Source organism: Stenotrophomonas sp. YJH_SMC_123 (assembly GCF_059368215.1).
In genome coordinates, this window is the sequence record NZ_JCAFRM010000007.1 from 144,096 (window position 1) to 161,247 (window position 17,152).

Below are 17,152 nucleotides of genomic sequence, written 5' to 3' on the forward strand. Positions count from 1 at the left end.
TATCGGGGTGTATCCCGTCGTGCACCACCGGGTCAGTCATCGTAGAGTCGAAGCTGCCCGACGGAGGGCGTCGGGCGGGGACGGATCCTGGCGGGGATCCGGCCCCGTTTTTTTACATCCGGCGGATCAATACCGGTAGTTCAGCTTCATCCACACGCTGCGCCCCGGCTCGTTGATGCGCACCGGGTCGGCCGGGAAGCCGAAGTCGGCGCTGCCGGCCAGGTTCAGGTGCTCGCTGTAGGCGCGGTCGAACAGGTTGTCGACGCCTGCGCTGAGCTGCAGCTGCGAACCGAAACGGTACGCCGCGTTGAGCGCGAAGGTGGCAAAGCCCGCGCTCGGCCCGAGATCCTGTGCGACCACGTTGCCCTGGCCATCTGCGACACGGTGCTGGTGGGTCACCGCGCGCAGCAGCGCACCGGCGCTCCAGCGCTGGCCTTCCCAGTTCGCACTCAGGCGCGCTTCCAGCGGCGGCATCTGCGGCAGCGGACGCTGCTGGTCGCGGTTCTCGCCCCAGGCATAGGCCAGCGTGCCACCCAGCTTCCACTGTTCGGCCACGCTCACTTCCAGCCCCGCCTCGGCACCGGCGATGCGCGCATCGACGTTGCTGGCCTGGCTCATCCCCATCGCGCCGCTGCGGTGGTAGGTGAACAGAGTGTAGTCCTGGATCTGCCCGGCGTACGCCGAGACCCAGGCCTGCACGCGCGGTCCCTTGTACTGCAGGCCAGCGTCGAGCTGGGTGGTGCGCTCGGGCTGGATGCCGGCAAACGCGTTCACCGCATCGGCCGGGCCGTGGTCGGGCGAGAACAGCTCCCAGTAGTCGGGCATGCGTTCATTGTGGCCGAGGCCGGCGTACCAGGTCAGGCCGTCGGCCAGGTCCTGCTCGTAGCGCAGGAAGCCACTGCCGAGCCATTCCTTGCGACGCTGGCCCGCAGTCGGATTGGGCATGTTGCCCATCATTCCGCGGAGCAACTGCCGCTCGTCGCGCACGCTGGCGCGATCGATGCGCAGGCCGCTGATCCAACGCTGATCGGTGCCGGCGCCGAGGGTCAACTCGGTGAACACGCCATAGCGGCGGAAGTGGGCATCGGTCTCCCACGCCACCTGGCGATAGGTGCCGCGGCCCATGCCCATGCGCCCACGATGGCGGCTATCTTCGCCGTCCACGCCCGCCACCAGCTGCACGTCCTGCCAGCGCCACTCGGAACTGACCCGGCCGCCCTGGGTACGGCGATCCACGTTCGAAGCCATCGGCATCGGCATCATGCTGTTCGGGTTCGGCGCACGCAGCGTGTAGTTGTCCATCACGTGATCGGCCTCGTTGTAGTACACGTTGGCCTGCACCGTGTCCCACGCACCCGGCAGGTTGCGCTTCTCGAAGCGCGCGGCATAGCTGGTGCGTTCGAACGCGGCCCCGTCCATGCCGCGTCCCGCATAGCGTGCGATCGCATCTCCGGCACCGGCAGAAATTTCCAGCAGCGTGTCGGCATCCGGCGTCCAGCCGATCGCCACGTCACCGTTCCACTTGCGCCACTTCGATGGCACCACATCGCCGTGGCCGTCCTTGTAGTCATCGGCTTCGGAACGGTTGCCACTGGCGCGCACATAGCCGGTCGGGTTGCCCAGGGTCAGGTCGAGCACCTGGTCGTTGCGGTTGCGCGAACCGACCAGCGCACTGGCATCGGCACGCAGGCCCGGCTCTTCGAAGCGCGGTGTATCGCGCTCGAAGCGTACGGTGCCAGCCGAGGCACCTGCGCCCCAGCGCACGCTCTGCGGGCCCTTGATGATGGTCAGCCGGTCGAAGCTTTCCGGCGCGATGTAGGACAGCGGATTGTCCATGCGCGACGGGCAGGCACCGATCAGGTTGCCGTCATTGCTGAGGATGTTCAGGCGCGAACCGAACATGCCGCGCAGCACCGGGTCACCGTTGGTGCCGCCGTTGCGGATGGCGGAGAAACCGGGAACGGTCTTCAGGTAATCGGCGCCATCACTGGCGGGTACCGGCTGCCGCGGCAGGCGTGGGTCGGTCACCCAGTGCAGTGGCGAGGACGGTGCGGCAGCGGTGACCACCAGGGTGTCGAGGGTACGCGCCTCTTCGGCGGGCGCGGCATGGGCGAGCGTTGCAGCTACGGCCAGGCCAAGGGCAACCGGCAGGCGCGCACAGGCGCCCGCGGGGCGGGAAGTCATTTTCATCGGAACAGCTCCAAGGTACGCACGCGCGCACGGCGCCCGGTCAGGCGTCGTGCGGCAGATTCGACAGGGACATCAGCGAACGATGGAGAAAGGCGGCGGCCCACGCGCGGCATGCGCCGGCCAGCACAGCGCGGGCAGCACCTGCCGCGACCAGGGGAACACCAGCCGCGGCCGCCACAACAGCGGCAACAGCAGCACAAGCACGGCCAGCCACGGCAGCAGGCGCATCGCCAGCACGCAGTATTCGCAGGCTTCGCCGTGCATGGCGTGGGGATCGACCGGTGGGGCCGGATCCGTTTGCCCGGGCAAGGGGCTCTGGCCCGCTACGGCACCATCATGCTGCATGTGCGCGTGGTCCATGCCGGCCATCGCAGCGTGGTCCATCGGCTGCGCCTGCAGCGCGCGGCTGACCAGCGGCGCAAGCACCATCAGCAGCGTCGCCAGGACGGCAAGCTGGAGCAGAAGGCGCTGCGGGCGGGACAGCCGGGTCATCCCGCTAGTGTAGAGCCGGGTCCAGGGTTGCCCGTGCGACGAACCGTCGCAGGAGGGGGTTTATCGGCAGGGCTGCGCCCTGCACCTGCAGAGGCCACGTCCACGGCAAGAGCCGAAGCAACAGCAAAAGCAAAAGCTGGCTTCCTGTTGAATGGCGGGGCGGGTCCGGTTGCGGGAGACGCCGTAAACCCATCCATGGGGGCTTGGCCGCGGCATCCATGCCGCGGACACTCCCGCAACCGGACCCACCCCGCCTTCGACAGTTTCCTGCGGTCTGTTGGAACGGCTTTGGGGTCAGATCCGTTTTCCGAAGGAAAACGGATCTGACCCCAGATGTATTTCGATATCTGACAGCTTTCATCCACGCATGGCGTGGATCTACCGTGTCGACCAAGGTCGACACCTACCAACAGCCGCGAAGATCTGTCAGAGGTGGGGCGGTGTGGGCAGACAGGACCGTTGGCGCCATGGATGGCGCCATCGAGCCCCCAGGGATGGGTTTACGGCGTGTCCTGCCTGCCCACACCGCCCCGCCTCCCACGGAAGCCAGCTGTTGCTTCGGCTGTTGCTGTTGCTTCGGCTGTTGCTGTTGCTTCGGCTGTTGCCATTGATTCGGCAGGTGCAGGGCTGCAAGCCCTGCTCGCCCCCCTCACACCGTGATGGTCTGGGTCAGTGATTCCCAGGTCGGTGGCACCGGCCACGCGGCCGCCTGGTTGCCATCCAGCACCCGCCGCAGGTCGCGGGGATCGATCTGCGGTGCCAGCACATGCACCAGCTCCAGCGCGTAATCACGCAGCACGCGGTCGCGCGGCAGCACCGCCCAGGCGATGCACTCGCTGATCGGGTCCGGCGCCGGCCACGACCTCAGGTCTTCGTCGTTGGAACTGACCGCCATTTCGGCCAGCAGGCCCACGCCCAGGCCGGTACGCACATAGGTCTTGATCAGATCGGCATCCAGCGCGGTCAGCGCCAGATCCGGCACCAGCCCGTTGGCGGCAAACGCACGCTGCAGCGACGAATTCGGGCGGGTCGAGGATTCGTAGCTGATCAATGGTTGCCGGGCCAGCGCGGCCAGGTCCGGTGCACGCCCGGCGCGGTCCAGCGGGTGGCCCTTGGGCACCACCACCAGGCGTCGCCAGCGGAACAGTGGCACCGCGATGCCATCGGTGGGCTCCCCCCCAGCGGTGCTGATGATGGCGATATCCGCGTCACCCTGGTTCAAGCGATCCAGCGCGTCGGCTTCACCGGCCTGCTGCAGGTGCACGCTGACCTGCGGGTAAGCCTGCTTGATCGCCGCCACCGCCGGCGGCAGCACGAAGCGCGCCTGGGTGTGGGTGGTGGTCAGGATCAGCTGGCCCTGGCTCTCGCGCCGCTGGTTGGCCGCGTAGGTGCGGATGTTGTTGGCCTCGGCCAGCACGGCGCGGGCGCGGGCGATCACCTCGGTCCCGGCCGGGGTGACCGACTCCAGGCTGCGGCCCTTGCGCACGAACAACAGGAAACCCAGCTCGTCCTCCAGCTGCTTGAGCTGCTTGGACAAGCCGGGCTGGGTGGCATGCACGCGCGAGGCGGCCAGCGTGATGTTCAGCTCGGCGTCGGCGATGGCAACCAGGTAGCGCAGCTGGGTCAGCGTCATGGGCAGGCAGGCGGCGTGGGGCGGAGGTCCACTCTAGGGTCAATTGCCGTCACCAGCTTATAACCAAAGGTTGTTTAAGAAAGGTATCTGGTCATTTCCGGGCGTCATATGCCGGCGCTACGGTCAGCCGGCAGCCGCTGGCCTGAACAGCCAGCCCTCCCCCTTCGCCCGCCGAAGCCCGGCGCGGCCCCGTTTCCGGAGCGCTTCCATGGCCCTGTACGACTCCATCCTCGACACCGTCGGCAACACCCCCATCGTCAAGCTGCAGCGTCTGGCACCGCCGCAGGTCAGCGTTTACGCCAAGGTCGAGTCGTTCAATCCGGGCGGCTCGGTCAAGGACCGCCTGGCTTTGGCGATCATCCTCGACGCTGAAGCGCGTGGCCTGCTCAAGCCGGGCGACACCATCGTGGAGGCCACCTCGGGCAATACCGGCGTGGCACTGGCGATGGTCGCCGCAGCGCGCGGCTACAAGTTCGTGGCGACCATGGTCGAGACCTTCTCGGTCGAGCGCCGCAAGCTGATGCGTGCCTATGGTGCCAAGGTGATCCTGACCCCGGCTGCCGAACGCGGCAGCGGCATGGTGCGCAAGGCAGCCGAACTGGCCGAACAGCACGGCTGGTTCCTGGCCAGCCAGTTCGCCAACCCGGCCAACCCGGCCTATCACCGCAACACCACCGCCGCGGAAATCCTGCGCGACTTCGCCGGCAAGCGGCTGGACTATTTCGTCAGCGGCTGGGGCACCGGCGGCACGCTCACTGGTGTGGGCGAAGTGCTGAAGGTCGCGCGCCCGCAGACCCGCATCATCGCCACCGAGCCGGCCGGCGCCGCCCTGCTCAAGGGCGATGACTGGAAGCCGCACAAGATCCAGGGTTGGACCCCGGACTTCGTGCCGGACGTGCTCAACCGCGATGTGGTGGACGAACTGGTCTCGGTCGAAGATGACCGCGCGATCGCCACCGCGCGCCGCCTGGCCGCCGAGGAAGGCATCTTCGTCGGCATCTCTGCCGGTGCCACCGTGGCCAGCGCGCTGGACGTGGCTGCCCGCGCCGAACCCGGCGCGGTGATCCTGGCGATGCTGCCGGACACTGGTGAACGCTATTTCTCCACACCGCTGTTCGCCGATGTCAACGAAGGCTCCGACGACGACTGGCTGGCCGGCCTGCCGTAAACCGCCCGGGGTCGGATCCCTTTGCCGCAGGGAAAGGGCTCTGACCCCACCCGCGTGGATCAGCGACAGGGGTCAGAGCCTTTCCATGCGGGAAAGGATCTGACCCCGTTCTGCTTCAGCCTGCGTGAAGGCGTCGCCCGCCATCGTGCGTGAAGGCCGTCGGATCGCAGCGCGTGAGACGGTCATGACGCAGTATCGATGCCCTGTCCCCTACCGTGGGAACAGCCGGCGCAGATGCTGCGCGGATCACCTCACAGGCAGGAGACGGACGCATGAAGATCGAGGTTTGGCAGGGTGACATCACGACCCTGGCGGTGGATGCGATCGTCAACGCGGCCAACGAAACACTGCTCGGTGGCGGCGGTGTCGACGGCGCGATCCATCGCGCGGCCGGCCCCGCATTGCTGGCCGAGTGCGCGCAGTTGCCGGAGCTGCGCCCGGGCGTGCGTTGCCCGACGGGCGAAGTGCGCGCCACCAGCGCCCATGCGCTGCCGGCGCGCCATGTACTGCACACGGTGGGCCCGGTCTGGCATGACGGCCAGCGCGACGAACCGGCGCTGCTTGCCAACTGCTACTGGAAGTCGCTGCAGCTGGCCGAGTCGCTGGGCGTGCAGTCGATCGCGTTCCCGGCGATCAGCTGCGGCGTCTATGGCTATCCGCTGTACCAGGCGGCGCAGATCGCAGTGACCGAAACACTGGCGTGGCAGCGCAGCCATGCGCAACCCATGCGCATCGTGCTGGTGGCGTTCAATACCGCTACGGCCAAGGCCTACCAGCAGGCGTTGAGCGCCGCCGGGCAAAGCGCGGACAGCGAACCGCGCGGGTCGATGCTGCCGCCCCTGGGCGATGCGGGTTTTGCCGCCGCGCACTGAATCCCGGTGCGCGACGTAAAGAAAAAGGCCGGGCAGTGCCCGGCCTTTTCCGTTGCACCGTTGTGCTCAGCCACGCATGGCGTGGGTCACGCTCAACGGCTGGCAGCTTCCACCGCGGCGGCGTCATCGGCCACGGCGGCTGCGTCGGCTGCGGCGCGTGCCGCCGAGGCCGCAGCCCCATCGGCGCTGGCGCCATCCACCTGCACGCGCACTTCCACCATGCCCGCGCCATTGTTCAGGCTGGACACGTCGACCGTGTAATGACCGGCCGGCAGGGTCTCTTCCAAGCGCGAATTGGTGCCGTTGCCACCATCGTCGTCGGTCAGCTCGACATCGCCGCCGACCACGCGCAGCACGGTATCAACCTGGCTGGATATCGCATCCAGGCGCACATCGGCCGGGCGGTCCAGCGACAGCAGGAAGCGGCGACGGCCATCGTTGTCGAGCATCGTGTACACGCTGCCCGACTTCGGCAGTGCCGTGCCATCGCGCTCGACCAGATTGCCGGGCAGCTCGATGCGGTTGGCCGACAGGGTGAACATGCCGCTGACGCCGTCGCCGAGGCCGCGCGCGGTCAGGGTGTACTTGCCCGGCTTCAGTGACAGGGTCAGGCGCGAGTTGGTGCTGTCGCCGCCATCGTCATTCTCTGCATCCACGCCCTGGCCCGACAGCTTCAGCACCGGATCGAAGACATCCGACACCAGGCGGATCTCGTACAGGCCGGCCTTGTCCACCTGCAGGGTGTAGTCCTGGGAACCACCGGCCAGCATGTCGACGATCTCGCCGCTGCCCGCCAGCGGCTTGCCGTCGTACGGCACCAACTTCTCGGCGCGCAGGCGGTAAGGACCGTAGTCGGTCGAGCCGTTGGCGTTGACCGCCACCTGGTAGGTGCCGCCACCGTTGGCACGGAAGGCCACCGAGACGTCGCCTTCGCGCTCGTAGCCGGTGTTGCTGCTGGCCACCAGGCTGCCGTTGTTGAACACGGCGATCGAGCCGCTCAGCGAACCGGTTAGCTTCAGCCCGACCAGCTGCTTGTCTTCCAGCTTGATCTGGTAGAGCTGGTGGTGGCTGCCGTCGTTATAGTTGATGCCGCTGCGCGAGGTGATCTCGCCGGATACCGGCTTGTCGAAATCGAGTGACGCGGCCTTGCCCGCGTCCGCGCCGCCGCCGATGCGGTTGCAACCGCTGGCGACCAGGACCGTGGCAACGGCCAGTGTGATTACTGCCAAACGCATGTTGTTTCTCCTTGGCCTTCCATGTGGTTCCCGCATACCGGCCAGGCACGCGGGGGCGGAAAAGATACCCGCAAAAGCAAACGCCGGCGTGATGCCGGCGCTGCCTTGTTCATCCGGCGATGGGACGGATCAACCGTTCCACTTGCCCAGCGCGGCCAGGCCGTTGTCCTTGGCGCGCTCGTACACCGTCTTCTGGGCAGCAGCGTAGTTGCCCTTCATGTCCTTGGCCCACAGCTTCAGCGCGGCCTGCTGCATGGCGCGGCCGTAGGAGAAGCTCAGCGGCCACGGCAGGTTGCCCAGCTGGTTCATCGCGTTCAGGTGCTCGGTGGACTGCTCGTCGCTCTGGCCACCGGACAGGAACACCACGCCCGGCAGGATCGCCGGCACGGTGCTCTTCAGGCACATCACGGTCGACTCGGCCACTTCCTCGACATCGGCCTGCTCTTCACAGTCCTTGCCGGAGATGACCATCGAGGCCTTCAGGATGGTGCCTTCCAGCAGCACGTTCTGCTGGTACAGCGCGTCGAACAGCGAGCGCAGGGTGGCTTCGGTGACTTCGTAGCAGGTTTCGATGTCGTGGTCGCCGTCCATGATCACTTCCGGCTCGACCATCGGCACCAGGCCGCATTCCTGGCACAGCGCTGCATAGCGGGCCAGCGCGTGGGCGTTGGACTCGATGCAGGTGCCCGACGGGATGCTCTCGCCGATGTTGATGACCGCACGCCACTTGGCGAAGCGCGCGCCCAGCTTGTAATACTCCTGCAGGCGCTCGCGCAGGCCGTCGAGGCCTTCGGTCACCAGCTCGCCCGGGCAGCCGGCCAGCGGGTGCGCACCCTTGTCCACCTTGATGCCCGGAATCATGCCGTGGTCGGCCATGTACTTGGCGAACGGCACGCCGTCCTTGGTCGACTGGCGGATGGTCTCGTCGTACAGGATGGCGCCGGAAATGTGCTCGTTGAGCTTCGGCGTGGTCAGCAGCAGCTCGCGGTAGGCGCGACGGTTCTCCTCGGTGTTCTCGATACCGACGCCGGCGAAACGCTTGGCGATGGTAGCGGTGGATTCGTCGATCGCGATGATGCCCTTGCCCGGGGCGACCATGGCCTGGGCGGTTTCAGCCAGCTGTTCGATGCTCATGTATTTCCTGTGGCGGGTGCGGGAAAAACGTAAGTATAGCCCTGCTGCCCGTTGCCTCGCCGTGGAGGACAGGATGGAAACGCTTCCACGTCTACGCAGGACAAAGGATGTCCTGCGGCATGGGGTCAGAACCCCCTCAGGGATCTGACCCCTGGTCAGTACGGGGTCAGATCCCCGCAGGGGCTCTGACCCCGGATCGGCAGCGCCGACCCGACCGTCAAGGCTTACAGATCGCCCAGGCCGATGGCGCGGCCATCCTCGCCCACTTCCAGCAGGCGCAGGGTGTTGGTGGCACCATGGGTTTCCATGTGCTCGCCGCTGGTGAACACAACGCGGTCACCGGCCTGCAGCAGTTCCGATTCGACCAGCAGGCGGATGCTGCCGCGCGCCGCTTCGCGCGGGGTCAGGCCGCGGCTGTCGAAGTTGATCGGGAACACATCGCGCATCAGCGCCATCTGGCGACGCGCGCCGTCGTGGCGGGTGACCGCGAACACCGGCGCCTTGGCGCGGAAACGCGACAGGTAACGCGCGGTGCCGCCGGATTCGGTCATGGCCACGATCGCGCGCACGCCCACATGCTGCGACAGGAACATGGTGGCCATGGCAATTGCCTGGTCGGCACGTTCCAGGTTGCGCGGCGAGGCGTTGAAATCGGTCTCGGTCTGGAACTGGCGCTCGGCACCCAGGCAGATGCGTGCCATCGCTTCCACCGCCTTGACCGGGTAGGCACCGGCGGCGGTTTCCGCCGACAGCATCACCGCGTCGGTACCGTCGATGACCGAGTTGGCCACGTCCAGCACTTCGGCGCGGGTCGGGATCGGGCTTTCCACCATCGACTGCAGCATCTGCGTGGCGGTGATCACCACCTTGTTCTGCGCCAGCGAGGCCTTGATGATCTTCTTCTGCAGGCCCGGCAGCTCGGCATCGCCGATTTCCACGCCAAGGTCGCCACGGGCAACCATCACCACGTCGCTGGCCTCGACGATTTCTTCCAGGTTCTCGATCGCCTCGGTGCGCTCGATCTTCGACACCAGGGCGGCATCACAGCCGTGCGAGCGGGCGATGTCGCGCGCGTCGTTCATGTCCTGCGCGTTGCGGCAGAACGACACGGCGATGAAGTCCACGCCGATCTTGGCAACGATGCCGATCAGCTCCTTGTCGCGCTCGGTCAGGGCACCCAGCGACAGGCCGCCGCCCTGCTTGTTCAGGCCCTTGCGGTCGGACAACACACCATCGTTGAGCACGGTGTTGACGATGCGCTCGCCCTGCACTTCCACCACCTGCAGCTGCATCAGGCCGTCGTCGAGCAGCAGCACATCACCCGGGCCCACGTCCTGCGGCAGGCCGAGGTAGCTCACGCCCACCTGGCTGGCGTTGCCCGGGCCGGCGTTCTCGCTGGCGATCAGGTCGAAGCGGTCACCCGCCTTCAGCTGCACCTTGCCTTCGGCGAAGCGCTCGATGCGGATCTTCGGGCCCGGCAGGTCGGCCAGGATGCCCACTTCCACGCCCACGCGGGCCGACGCGGCGCGCACTTCGGCAGCACGCTTGGCCTGGCCGGACGGATCGCCATGGCTGAAGTTAAGGCGCACCACATTGACGCCGGCGCGGAAAAGATCCTCCAGCACGCCCGGCGGATCAGTGGCCGGACCGAGGGTGGCAAGGATCTTGGTGCGACGCTGACGCTCGAACATGGTGGATGGGCCTCTCCCGTTAAAGAACGGAAATTAGCACATCCTTCACGCCGCATGTATACGGTTACAGCCTTGTGCTGCCTGACTCCGCAGGTCATGCAACGGACATTGTCCGGACATACGCTGGCGCAGGGCATTCCGTAGAGCCGAGCCCATGCCCGGCTGGCCACTCGCCGAAGCAGCCGGGCATGGGCTCGGCGCTACAGGAAGCTAGGCCAGCAGCGTTTCCAGCTGCGCCGGTTCGCGTGCCAGCTGGCCAGCGCCGGCCGCGGTGAGTTCCGCCTCACCGCCAAAGCCCCACAGCACACCCACGCTGCGCAGGCCGTGGTGACGCGCGCCTTCGATGTCCATGCGGCGGTCGCCGATCATCCAGCACTGTGCGGGCTGCACCTGCAGCCGGCGCAGAGCTTCCCCGACCAGCTCCGGCTTGTGGCTGCGCGAGCCATCCAGGGTCGAACCGACGATCTCCTCGAACAGCCCGCCAAACGGCAGGTGCGCAAGGATGCGGCGCGCATGCGGCTCATTCTTGGCGGTGACCACCGCCAGGCGGTGGCCACGGCCATGCAGCGTGCGCAGCGTGTCTTCCACCTGCGGGTACACCGTGTGTTCACGCCAGCCTTCGACGTCGAAGCGCTCACGGTAGTAGCCCACCGCCTGTTCCACCCGTGCCGGTTCGACGAACAGCGGCGCGAAGGTGGTGCGCAGCGACGGACCGATCCAGCCCAGCAGCGTCTCCTGCGGCGGCACCGGATGGTCCATCTTCTGCAGCGCATAGGCGATGCAGGCGGTGATGCCCACCTGCGAATCGATCAGCGTGCCGTCGAGGTCGAAGAACAGGACATCCTTGCTACGGTCGGCACTCATGCGCCGCGCGCGTCGAGTGCGGCGACGGCCGGCAGGGTCTTGCCTTCCAGGAACTCCAGGAACGCACCACCGCCAGTGGAGATATAGCTGACCTGCCCGGCGATATCGAACTTGTCGACCGCCGCCAGGGTGTCGCCACCGCCCGCGATGGAGAATGCCGGCGAGCTGGCGATGGCGCGGGCCAGCGCTTCGGTGCCCTTGCTGAAGGCTTCGAACTCGAACACGCCGACCGGGCCGTTCCAGACCACGGTGCCGGCCTTTCCGATCAGCTGCGCGTACTGCACAGCGGTCTGCGGGCCAATATCCAGGATCAGGTCGTCCTCGGCGACGGCGTCGACCGCCTTCACTTCGGCAAGAGCGTCCGGCATGAACTGCTTGGCGGTGACCACGTCGACCGGCAGCGGGATGTCGGCGCCACGCGCCTTGGCATCGGCCACGATCTTCTTCGCGGTGTCCAGCAGGTCCGGCTCATACAGCGACTTGCCGACCTTGTAGCCGGCGGCAGCGATGAAGGTGTTGGCGATGCCACCACCAACGATCAGCTGGTCGACCTTGCCGACCAGGTTGGCCAGCAGTTCCAGCTTGGTGCTGACCTTGCTGCCGGCAACGATGGCCAGCAGCGGCTTGGCCGGTGCGTCCAGCGCCTGCGCCAGCGCGTCCAGCTCGGCCATCAGCAGCGGGCCACCGGCCGCGACCGGGGCGAAGCGGATGACGCCATGGGTCGAGGCCTGCGCGCGGTGTGCGGTACCAAAGGCATCCATCACGAACACGTCGCACAGGGCGGCGTACTTCTTCGACAGGGCCTCGTCGTCCTTGCCCTCGCCGACGTTCATGCGGCAGTTTTCCAGCAGCACCAGCTGGCCCGGCTGCACGTCGACGCCGTCGACCCAGTCACGCACCAGCGGAACCTCGCGGCCGAGCAGCTCGGACAGGCGCTGGGCGACCGGCGCCAGCGAGTCGGCCTCGCTCCACACGCCTTCCTTCGGGCGCCCCAGGTGCGAGGTGACCATCACTGCCGCGCCCTGCTCCAGCGCGCGCTTGAGCGTCGGCAGCGAAGCGGTGATGCGCTGTTCGGAAGTGATGCGGCCATTCTCGATCGGCACGTTCAGATCCTGGCGGATCAGCACGCGCTTGCCGGAGAGGTCGAGGTCGGTCATGCGGACGATGGACATGGGCAACTCTTTGGCTCAGGGACGGGATGCCGGGCTACGGCAGGCGGCCATTGTATCGGGTGCGGCTGGTGGGAGGGCCGATGCCTGCGGCAGGCAGAGGCGCACGGCAACAGCAACGGCAACAGCCAGAGCCAACGCGCTGGCGCCTTGTGATGCTGTGGGTGGGCCGGGGCGGTGTGGGCTCGCGGGGGACGCCGTGAATCCATCCCTGGAGACTCGGGCGCGCCATCCATGGCGCTTACGCCCCCGCGAGCCCAGACCACCCTGGCCTCGACAGGTTCATGAGGCGGAGCGGACGGCGAAAGCAAAGGCGGTTTCTGGTGTCGGAGGGCGATGGAAGGTTGAGCCGAGCTGATGCTCGGCTGGGTCTACCGCGAGCAGCAGCCGAGCGTGGGCTCGGCTCTACAAAGAGCGCCCAGCCAAGCAGCTTTTGCTCTTCTTTTTTTCTTTCCGTGGGTGGACGCACACGGAAACTGTCAGAGGCCGGGCGGGTGGGCTGGGCAGGGGTATCCGCGCCATGGATGGCGCGGCTAAGCCTCCAGGGACGGATTCACGGCGTCCCCTGCCCAGCCCACCCGCTCGGCCCATCCCCGGGATCGCGCTTTGCAGCCACCCACGAGGGGCTGCGCCGTTCGCCGGAACCTACGCCGAAGGCGTCGGCTTCTGCCGAAGCAGGCTGAGCGCCAGGCCACCCACCACCAGCACGCCCAGACCCAGCAGCGCCCACAACAGCCACGACTTCCAGTCATGCTGCGGTTTCAGCGCCGCGTCACCCGCCAGCGGTTCCGGGCTGCCTTCCAGTCGCGCCAGCGTCGGCTGCCACGACGGATCGTTGCGCTGCCGAAGTTCCTCGATCAACACCCCGATCGGCGCGTCCGTGCGGCGCGCGGTCGCGCTGCCCACCGCCAGTGCGTAGGGCGCCGCACCCTGGCTCAGGAACACCAGCACTTCCGGTTGGTAGCCCAGGCGCAGCGTCGGCGCAGTGGCAGATTCCGCCGGATTCGCCACCAGCTTCCAGTAGCGGTCGCGGTGCACGCCGCCCAGCGGCTGCGCCGCCGACTGCTGGCGCGGGCCCTGCGTGCCCTGTTGCACCTGGTAGGCGATCCACGGCGCGCTGCGGCGCTGCCACTCGGCACTCTCATCATCACGACTGAACAGCGTCCATTGCACCAGGCTGTTGTCGGTGCTGGCCACATCGGCGCGCGCCACCGGGAACCGGCCATCCATCTCGAAGGTGTATTCGCCCTTGCCCTTCGACGTCGGCTCCAGCGACAGCCATTCCCACGGCAGCGTGGCCGGCGCTGGCGGCAGTTCCGCCAACACGCCGCGCAGGGTCGGCAGCCGCGAGTCGCCCTGCGCCAGGATGCGCAGGTAGCGTGCAGTGCCGTCCACCTGCAGGCGGCGCTGCAGCAGGCGCTTGCCGGCGCGCTGCAGATCCACCAGCGGCACGTCGCGACCCATCGATCGCCAGTGCTGCAGGTCATCACTGGCATCCAGCTGAACCTGCGCCTGCAGCGGCTGGCCGCTGTCGGCCCAGTCCAGCACCAGCGCCGCCAGCGGCTGCTGGTCGAGCATGCTGGCGTCGATCAGCCAGCCGCCCTGCCCGTTCGCCGTCGCCCCGCCACTCACCCGTGCTTCGACCCGGCGCACGCGCCCATCGGTATCACGCTCGGTCAGCAGCTGCAGATCGTTGCGCTGGGCATCGGCCAGCGGCGGCAGCACGAACCACGGCAGTTCACGCTGCACCGGCGGTTGCGCCAGCGGCTGGTCCGGCGCCAGCAGTGCCGACGGCAGCAGCTGGCTGGCTGCATTGAACACCTGCAGGTCGCTGAGGTCGGGGCTCACGGCACGGCGGTAGATCGCCGGCTCCAGCACGATGCGGTAGGCACCGGACTGCGCGCTGGACAATGTGAGCGGCCATTGCTCGGCATACTGCGTGCGGTAATCAGCCGCCTGCACCACGACGGCGGCCAGCATGCCGAACATCGCCGGCAGCAGCGCCCTGCTCCACTTCCTCATTGCTTTTCCTCCACGGTCGGCGCCACGCTCGGCGGAGCCGGTGCCAGATAACCCACGACCGTGCACAGCAGGCCGTAGGCGATGAACGATGCGATGCCCAGCAGGTTGCCCAGGTGCTGGCGATCGACAATGACCAGCTTGGCCAGTACCACGCCCATCAGCACGGCACCGACCATCCACAGCACACGCTGGCCACGACGCGAACCCCACACCCAGGCAATCACGCCCAGCACGCTCCACAACACGGTCAGGCTGGTCTGGGCCAGGCTGAAGCGCATCATCGACGCGTTCCATGCCAGCCCACCCCACTGGTGCACGCCATGCAGCACCAGGCTGGTCAGTGCGACGAAGGCCGCCAGTGCCAGCAGCGGCATGCGGATGTTCAGCAATGCCTGCGGTGCCTGCGGTTGCTGATCGCCGTACAGCCAGCGCGCCAGCAGCAGCAGGCTCAACCATTGGCCGATCTCGGCCGGATTCAGCACCGGCAGCCACAACAGCGGTGCAGCGTCGCCCGGCAGCAGCTGGCCCAACAGCCAGCCGATCGACAGCAGGCCGAACAGCACGCACTGCAGCGGGACGCGCACGCTGTCGAAGGCCTGTCCCAATGGCCAGCGCAGCGCATTCCAGCGCCACAGCGACAGTGCCGCCATCAGCAGCCATGGCAAGGTCACCAGCAGGGTCGTCCAGCCCTGCGCCAGATCGGCTTCGCCACCGCCCCACAGGGCCAGCAGCGAAAGCAGCGACGGCCACAGCAGCCACCACAGGAACTGCGCGATGCGGGCCACGGTATCGCCGCCCTGGCGCAGGCACAGCAGGGTCCGCACGCCCAGCACCGCGAACACCGCCCAGGCCAGCGCGCCATAACCGGCGAACGGCTGGTGGTGTGCATCGCTCTGCACCAGGGCCAGCGGGAAGCCCAGCGCGAGCATGGCCAGTGCGGTCACGCCCAGTGCACGTGCCGGCTGGCGACGCTGCACTTCGGCCACCAGCCAGGCAGTGACCGCGGCCAGCACCAGCAACGCGTCCACTTCGGTGCGGTACGGGAAGAAGCGCGTGATCTCATGGACCAGGCCGCCCAACCACCACAGCAGGCCCCACAGGTAGTACACCAGTGCGACCTCATGACGTGGCCTGCGCTGGTAGCTCCACGCCGACGCGAAGCCGGCCAGGGCCAGCAACAGCGCGCCGATGGCGGTCGGGTTGATCAGGAAGCGCAGGTCTTCGTGCCAGTGGTCGCCACCGGCAACGAAGGCGAATGCGGCGCCGATCTGCAGCAACGCGCCGGATACCTGCGGCAGCCAGCGCTTCTGGCGCAGCCCCAACCAGGCCAGGCCTGCACCTTCCAGCGCAAACACGGCACCGGTGGCACGCGCCGACAAGGCCAGCGGCACCGCCAGCGTGGCGAAGCCCACCGCAAGCACGGCATGCGACTGCGCCAGCATGGTATACGACGCACGTGCGATCAGCGCCCGTGCCAGTACCGCGTAGATCGCGGCCAGGCCCAACGCGCATAGTGCCAGCGTCATCGGTTGTTCGTGCAGCATGCCTGCCTGCAACGAGAATGCGACCAGCGGCGCGCCGAACACCAGGCTGCCATCGATCAGATCGCGCCGGCCGGCCGGCTGGCGGCGCGCGTACAGCAGCGGGATCAGCAGGTAGAACACGGAGAACAACAGCAGGAACGGCTCAGTGCTGCTGAACTTGTCCGGTACGTACTGCAGCACGCCCCAGAAGGTGCCGATGCCGAAAGTGAAGGCGAAGCCCAGCAGGTTCAGTGCGCGCCAAGGGCGGAACCAGGCGATGGCGAAGATGCCCGCGTTGAGCACCGCGTAATAGCTGAACAGCCCCACGTGATTGCCGCTGCCGGTGGACAGCCACAGTGGTGCCATGAAGCCGGCCAGGATGCCCAGCACGGCCAGCGTGCGCGAGTTCTGCACCACCGCCAGCACGCACAGCCCGGCCACCAGGGCAATGGAGCTGGCGAAGGCGAAGCCCGGCGGAATCAGGTCGAAGCGCTTGAAGGCCGCGAAGATGGTCAGCAGCAGTACGCCGATGGCACCGCCCTGCAAGGCCAGCGCAAACAGGCGCCGGCGCTCGCGCTGGTGCCAGCCGAAGGCCAGCAGGCCCAGCGCGCCCACAGTGATGCCGGCCAGGCGCAGCTCGATCGGCAACACCAGCCAGCCCTGGTCGCTGACGTACTTCAGCAGCGCCGCGACACCGGCCAGCAGCACCAGCATGCCGATCTTGACCGGCACGTTGCCTTCGGTGAACCAGCGCTTGACCGCACTGATGCCGCGCTCGATGACGTTGGGCAGTGCCGGCTCGGAAGGCAGCGGCGGCTGCACCGGCACCGGTGGCACCGGCGGTGGCGCAGCAGGTCGGGGAACAGGCGCCTCGGTCGGCGCTGCTTCGCGCACCGGTGGCTGCGGGGGGTGCGGCGCAGCAGCGGCGACCGGCCGCAGGAACGGTGGATCGGCACTGGCCGTGGGCGTGGCCGCAGCCCGTTCAGGCGTGGGCGCGCTGGCGGCCGGCCTGGCGGTGGCAGGCGCGGCGGCCATCGCGCTTTCCAGCGCCGCGACGCGGCGGCGCAGGCCGGAGATCATCACCAGCGCCACCACCAGCAGCAGGGGGATGGCCAACAGGACCAATACGACCAGTGCGATCAGTGCTTCCATTGCGTGC

12 protein-coding genes are annotated in these 17,152 nt (G+C 67.7%); 2 read left to right on the forward strand and 10 right to left on the reverse strand.

The genetic code is table 11. The annotated features are described in order from the left end of the window. Nucleotides 1-126: 126 nt before the first annotated feature. The 3 genes from AC5P5W_RS15940 to AC5P5W_RS15950 all read right to left on the reverse strand — a co-directional run bounded on the left by AC5P5W_RS15940 (nt 127) and on the right by AC5P5W_RS15950 (nt 4,315). A complete protein-coding gene (locus tag AC5P5W_RS15940) occupies nt 127-2,190 on the reverse strand; it encodes a TonB-dependent copper receptor (RefSeq protein WP_197575501.1) in 2,064 nt (687 codons plus the stop codon). A gap of 72 nt (nt 2,191-2,262) precedes the next feature. Then, entirely contained in the window at nt 2,263-2,682 is a 420-nt protein-coding gene (locus AC5P5W_RS15945; protein ID WP_111206614.1) for a DUF2946 domain-containing protein, read from the reverse strand. 649 nt (nt 2,683-3,331) lie between these two features. Then, the gene (locus AC5P5W_RS15950) at nt 3,332-4,315 is read right to left on the reverse strand and encodes a LysR family transcriptional regulator (RefSeq protein ID WP_010481448.1); all 984 of its coding nucleotides are present in this window, start codon (nt 4,313-4,315) and stop codon (nt 3,332-3,334) included. 208 nt (nt 4,316-4,523) lie between these two features. Here AC5P5W_RS15950 and cysK point away from each other — a divergent pair, with 208 nt between their 5' ends. Both cysK and AC5P5W_RS15960 read left to right on the forward strand, forming a co-directional pair. After that, entirely contained in the window at nt 4,524-5,483 is a 960-nt protein-coding gene (gene cysK, locus AC5P5W_RS15955) for a cysteine synthase A (protein ID WP_014648230.1), read from the forward strand. 272 nt (nt 5,484-5,755) lie between these two features. Next, nucleotides 5,756-6,355 carry an O-acetyl-ADP-ribose deacetylase gene (locus AC5P5W_RS15960; RefSeq protein ID WP_014648231.1) on the forward strand — a complete coding sequence of 200 codons (600 nt, stop codon included), beginning with the start codon at nt 5,756-5,758 and terminating at the stop codon, nt 6,353-6,355. A 92-nt stretch (nt 6,356-6,447) separates the two neighbouring features. On the opposite strand, the gene AC5P5W_RS15965 is transcribed toward AC5P5W_RS15960, so the two are convergent. The 7 genes from AC5P5W_RS15965 to AC5P5W_RS15995 form a co-directional block, all read right to left on the reverse strand. Beyond that, the gene (locus AC5P5W_RS15965; protein ID WP_197575253.1) at nt 6,448-7,590 is read right to left on the reverse strand and encodes an ABC transporter substrate-binding protein; all 1,143 of its coding nucleotides are present in this window, start codon (nt 7,588-7,590) and stop codon (nt 6,448-6,450) included. 129 nt (nt 7,591-7,719) lie between these two features. Then, nucleotides 7,720-8,724, reverse strand: coding sequence for a class I fructose-bisphosphate aldolase (locus AC5P5W_RS15970; RefSeq protein ID WP_014648233.1), 1,005 nt, complete (start codon nt 8,722-8,724; stop codon nt 7,720-7,722). Nucleotides 8,725-8,948: 224 nt separating this feature from the next. Then, the gene (pyk, locus tag AC5P5W_RS15975; RefSeq protein ID WP_032959168.1) at nt 8,949-10,415 is read right to left on the reverse strand and encodes a pyruvate kinase; all 1,467 of its coding nucleotides are present in this window, start codon (nt 10,413-10,415) and stop codon (nt 8,949-8,951) included. Nucleotides 10,416-10,625: 210 nt separating this feature from the next. Continuing rightward, nucleotides 10,626-11,279 carry an HAD hydrolase-like protein gene (locus AC5P5W_RS15980; RefSeq protein WP_197575251.1) on the reverse strand — a complete coding sequence of 218 codons (654 nt, stop codon included), beginning with the start codon at nt 11,277-11,279 and terminating at the stop codon, nt 10,626-10,628. Beyond that, the gene (locus AC5P5W_RS15985) at nt 11,276-12,451 is read right to left on the reverse strand and encodes a phosphoglycerate kinase (protein ID WP_134809227.1); all 1,176 of its coding nucleotides are present in this window, start codon (nt 12,449-12,451) and stop codon (nt 11,276-11,278) included. Before AC5P5W_RS15985 ends, AC5P5W_RS15980 begins: the two co-directional genes overlap by 4 nt. A 642-nt stretch (nt 12,452-13,093) precedes the next feature. Further along, entirely contained in the window at nt 13,094-14,470 is a 1,377-nt protein-coding gene (locus AC5P5W_RS15990) for a DUF3999 family protein (RefSeq protein WP_197575249.1), read from the reverse strand. Further along, on the reverse strand, nt 14,467-17,145 hold the full coding sequence (locus tag AC5P5W_RS15995; RefSeq protein ID WP_197575247.1) for a DUF2339 domain-containing protein: 2,679 nt from the start codon (nt 17,143-17,145) through the stop codon (nt 14,467-14,469). Before AC5P5W_RS15995 ends, AC5P5W_RS15990 begins: the two co-directional genes overlap by 4 nt. Nucleotides 17,146-17,152 lie beyond the last annotated feature (7 nt).

What these genes read in the sequence shown, in the direction of transcription:
- AC5P5W_RS15940 (WP_197575501.1), bottom strand. Translation starts at nt 2,190, where the DNA reads ATGAAAATGACTTCCCGCCCCGCGGGCGCCTGTGCGCGCCTGCCGGTT.
- AC5P5W_RS15945 (WP_111206614.1), bottom strand. Translation starts at nt 2,682, where the DNA reads ATGACCCGGCTGTCCCGCCCGCAGCGCCTTCTGCTCCAGCTTGCCGTC.
- AC5P5W_RS15950 (WP_010481448.1), bottom strand. Translation starts at nt 4,315, where the DNA reads ATGACGCTGACCCAGCTGCGCTACCTGGTTGCCATCGCCGACGCCGAG.
- cysK (WP_014648230.1), top strand. Translation starts at nt 4,524, where the DNA reads ATGGCCCTGTACGACTCCATCCTCGACACCGTCGGCAACACCCCCATC.
- AC5P5W_RS15960 (WP_014648231.1), top strand. Translation starts at nt 5,756, where the DNA reads ATGAAGATCGAGGTTTGGCAGGGTGACATCACGACCCTGGCGGTGGAT.
- AC5P5W_RS15965 (WP_197575253.1), bottom strand. Translation starts at nt 7,590, where the DNA reads ATGCGTTTGGCAGTAATCACACTGGCCGTTGCCACGGTCCTGGTCGCC.
- AC5P5W_RS15970 (WP_014648233.1), bottom strand. Translation starts at nt 8,724, where the DNA reads ATGAGCATCGAACAGCTGGCTGAAACCGCCCAGGCCATGGTCGCCCCG.
- pyk (WP_032959168.1), bottom strand. Translation starts at nt 10,415, where the DNA reads ATGTTCGAGCGTCAGCGTCGCACCAAGATCCTTGCCACCCTCGGTCCG.
- AC5P5W_RS15980 (WP_197575251.1), bottom strand. Translation starts at nt 11,279, where the DNA reads ATGAGTGCCGACCGTAGCAAGGATGTCCTGTTCTTCGACCTCGACGGC.
- AC5P5W_RS15985 (WP_134809227.1), bottom strand. Translation starts at nt 12,451, where the DNA reads ATGTCCATCGTCCGCATGACCGACCTCGACCTCTCCGGCAAGCGCGTG.
- AC5P5W_RS15990 (WP_197575249.1), bottom strand. Translation starts at nt 14,470, where the DNA reads ATGAGGAAGTGGAGCAGGGCGCTGCTGCCGGCGATGTTCGGCATGCTG.
- AC5P5W_RS15995 (WP_197575247.1), bottom strand. Translation starts at nt 17,145, where the DNA reads ATGGAAGCACTGATCGCACTGGTCGTATTGGTCCTGTTGGCCATCCCC.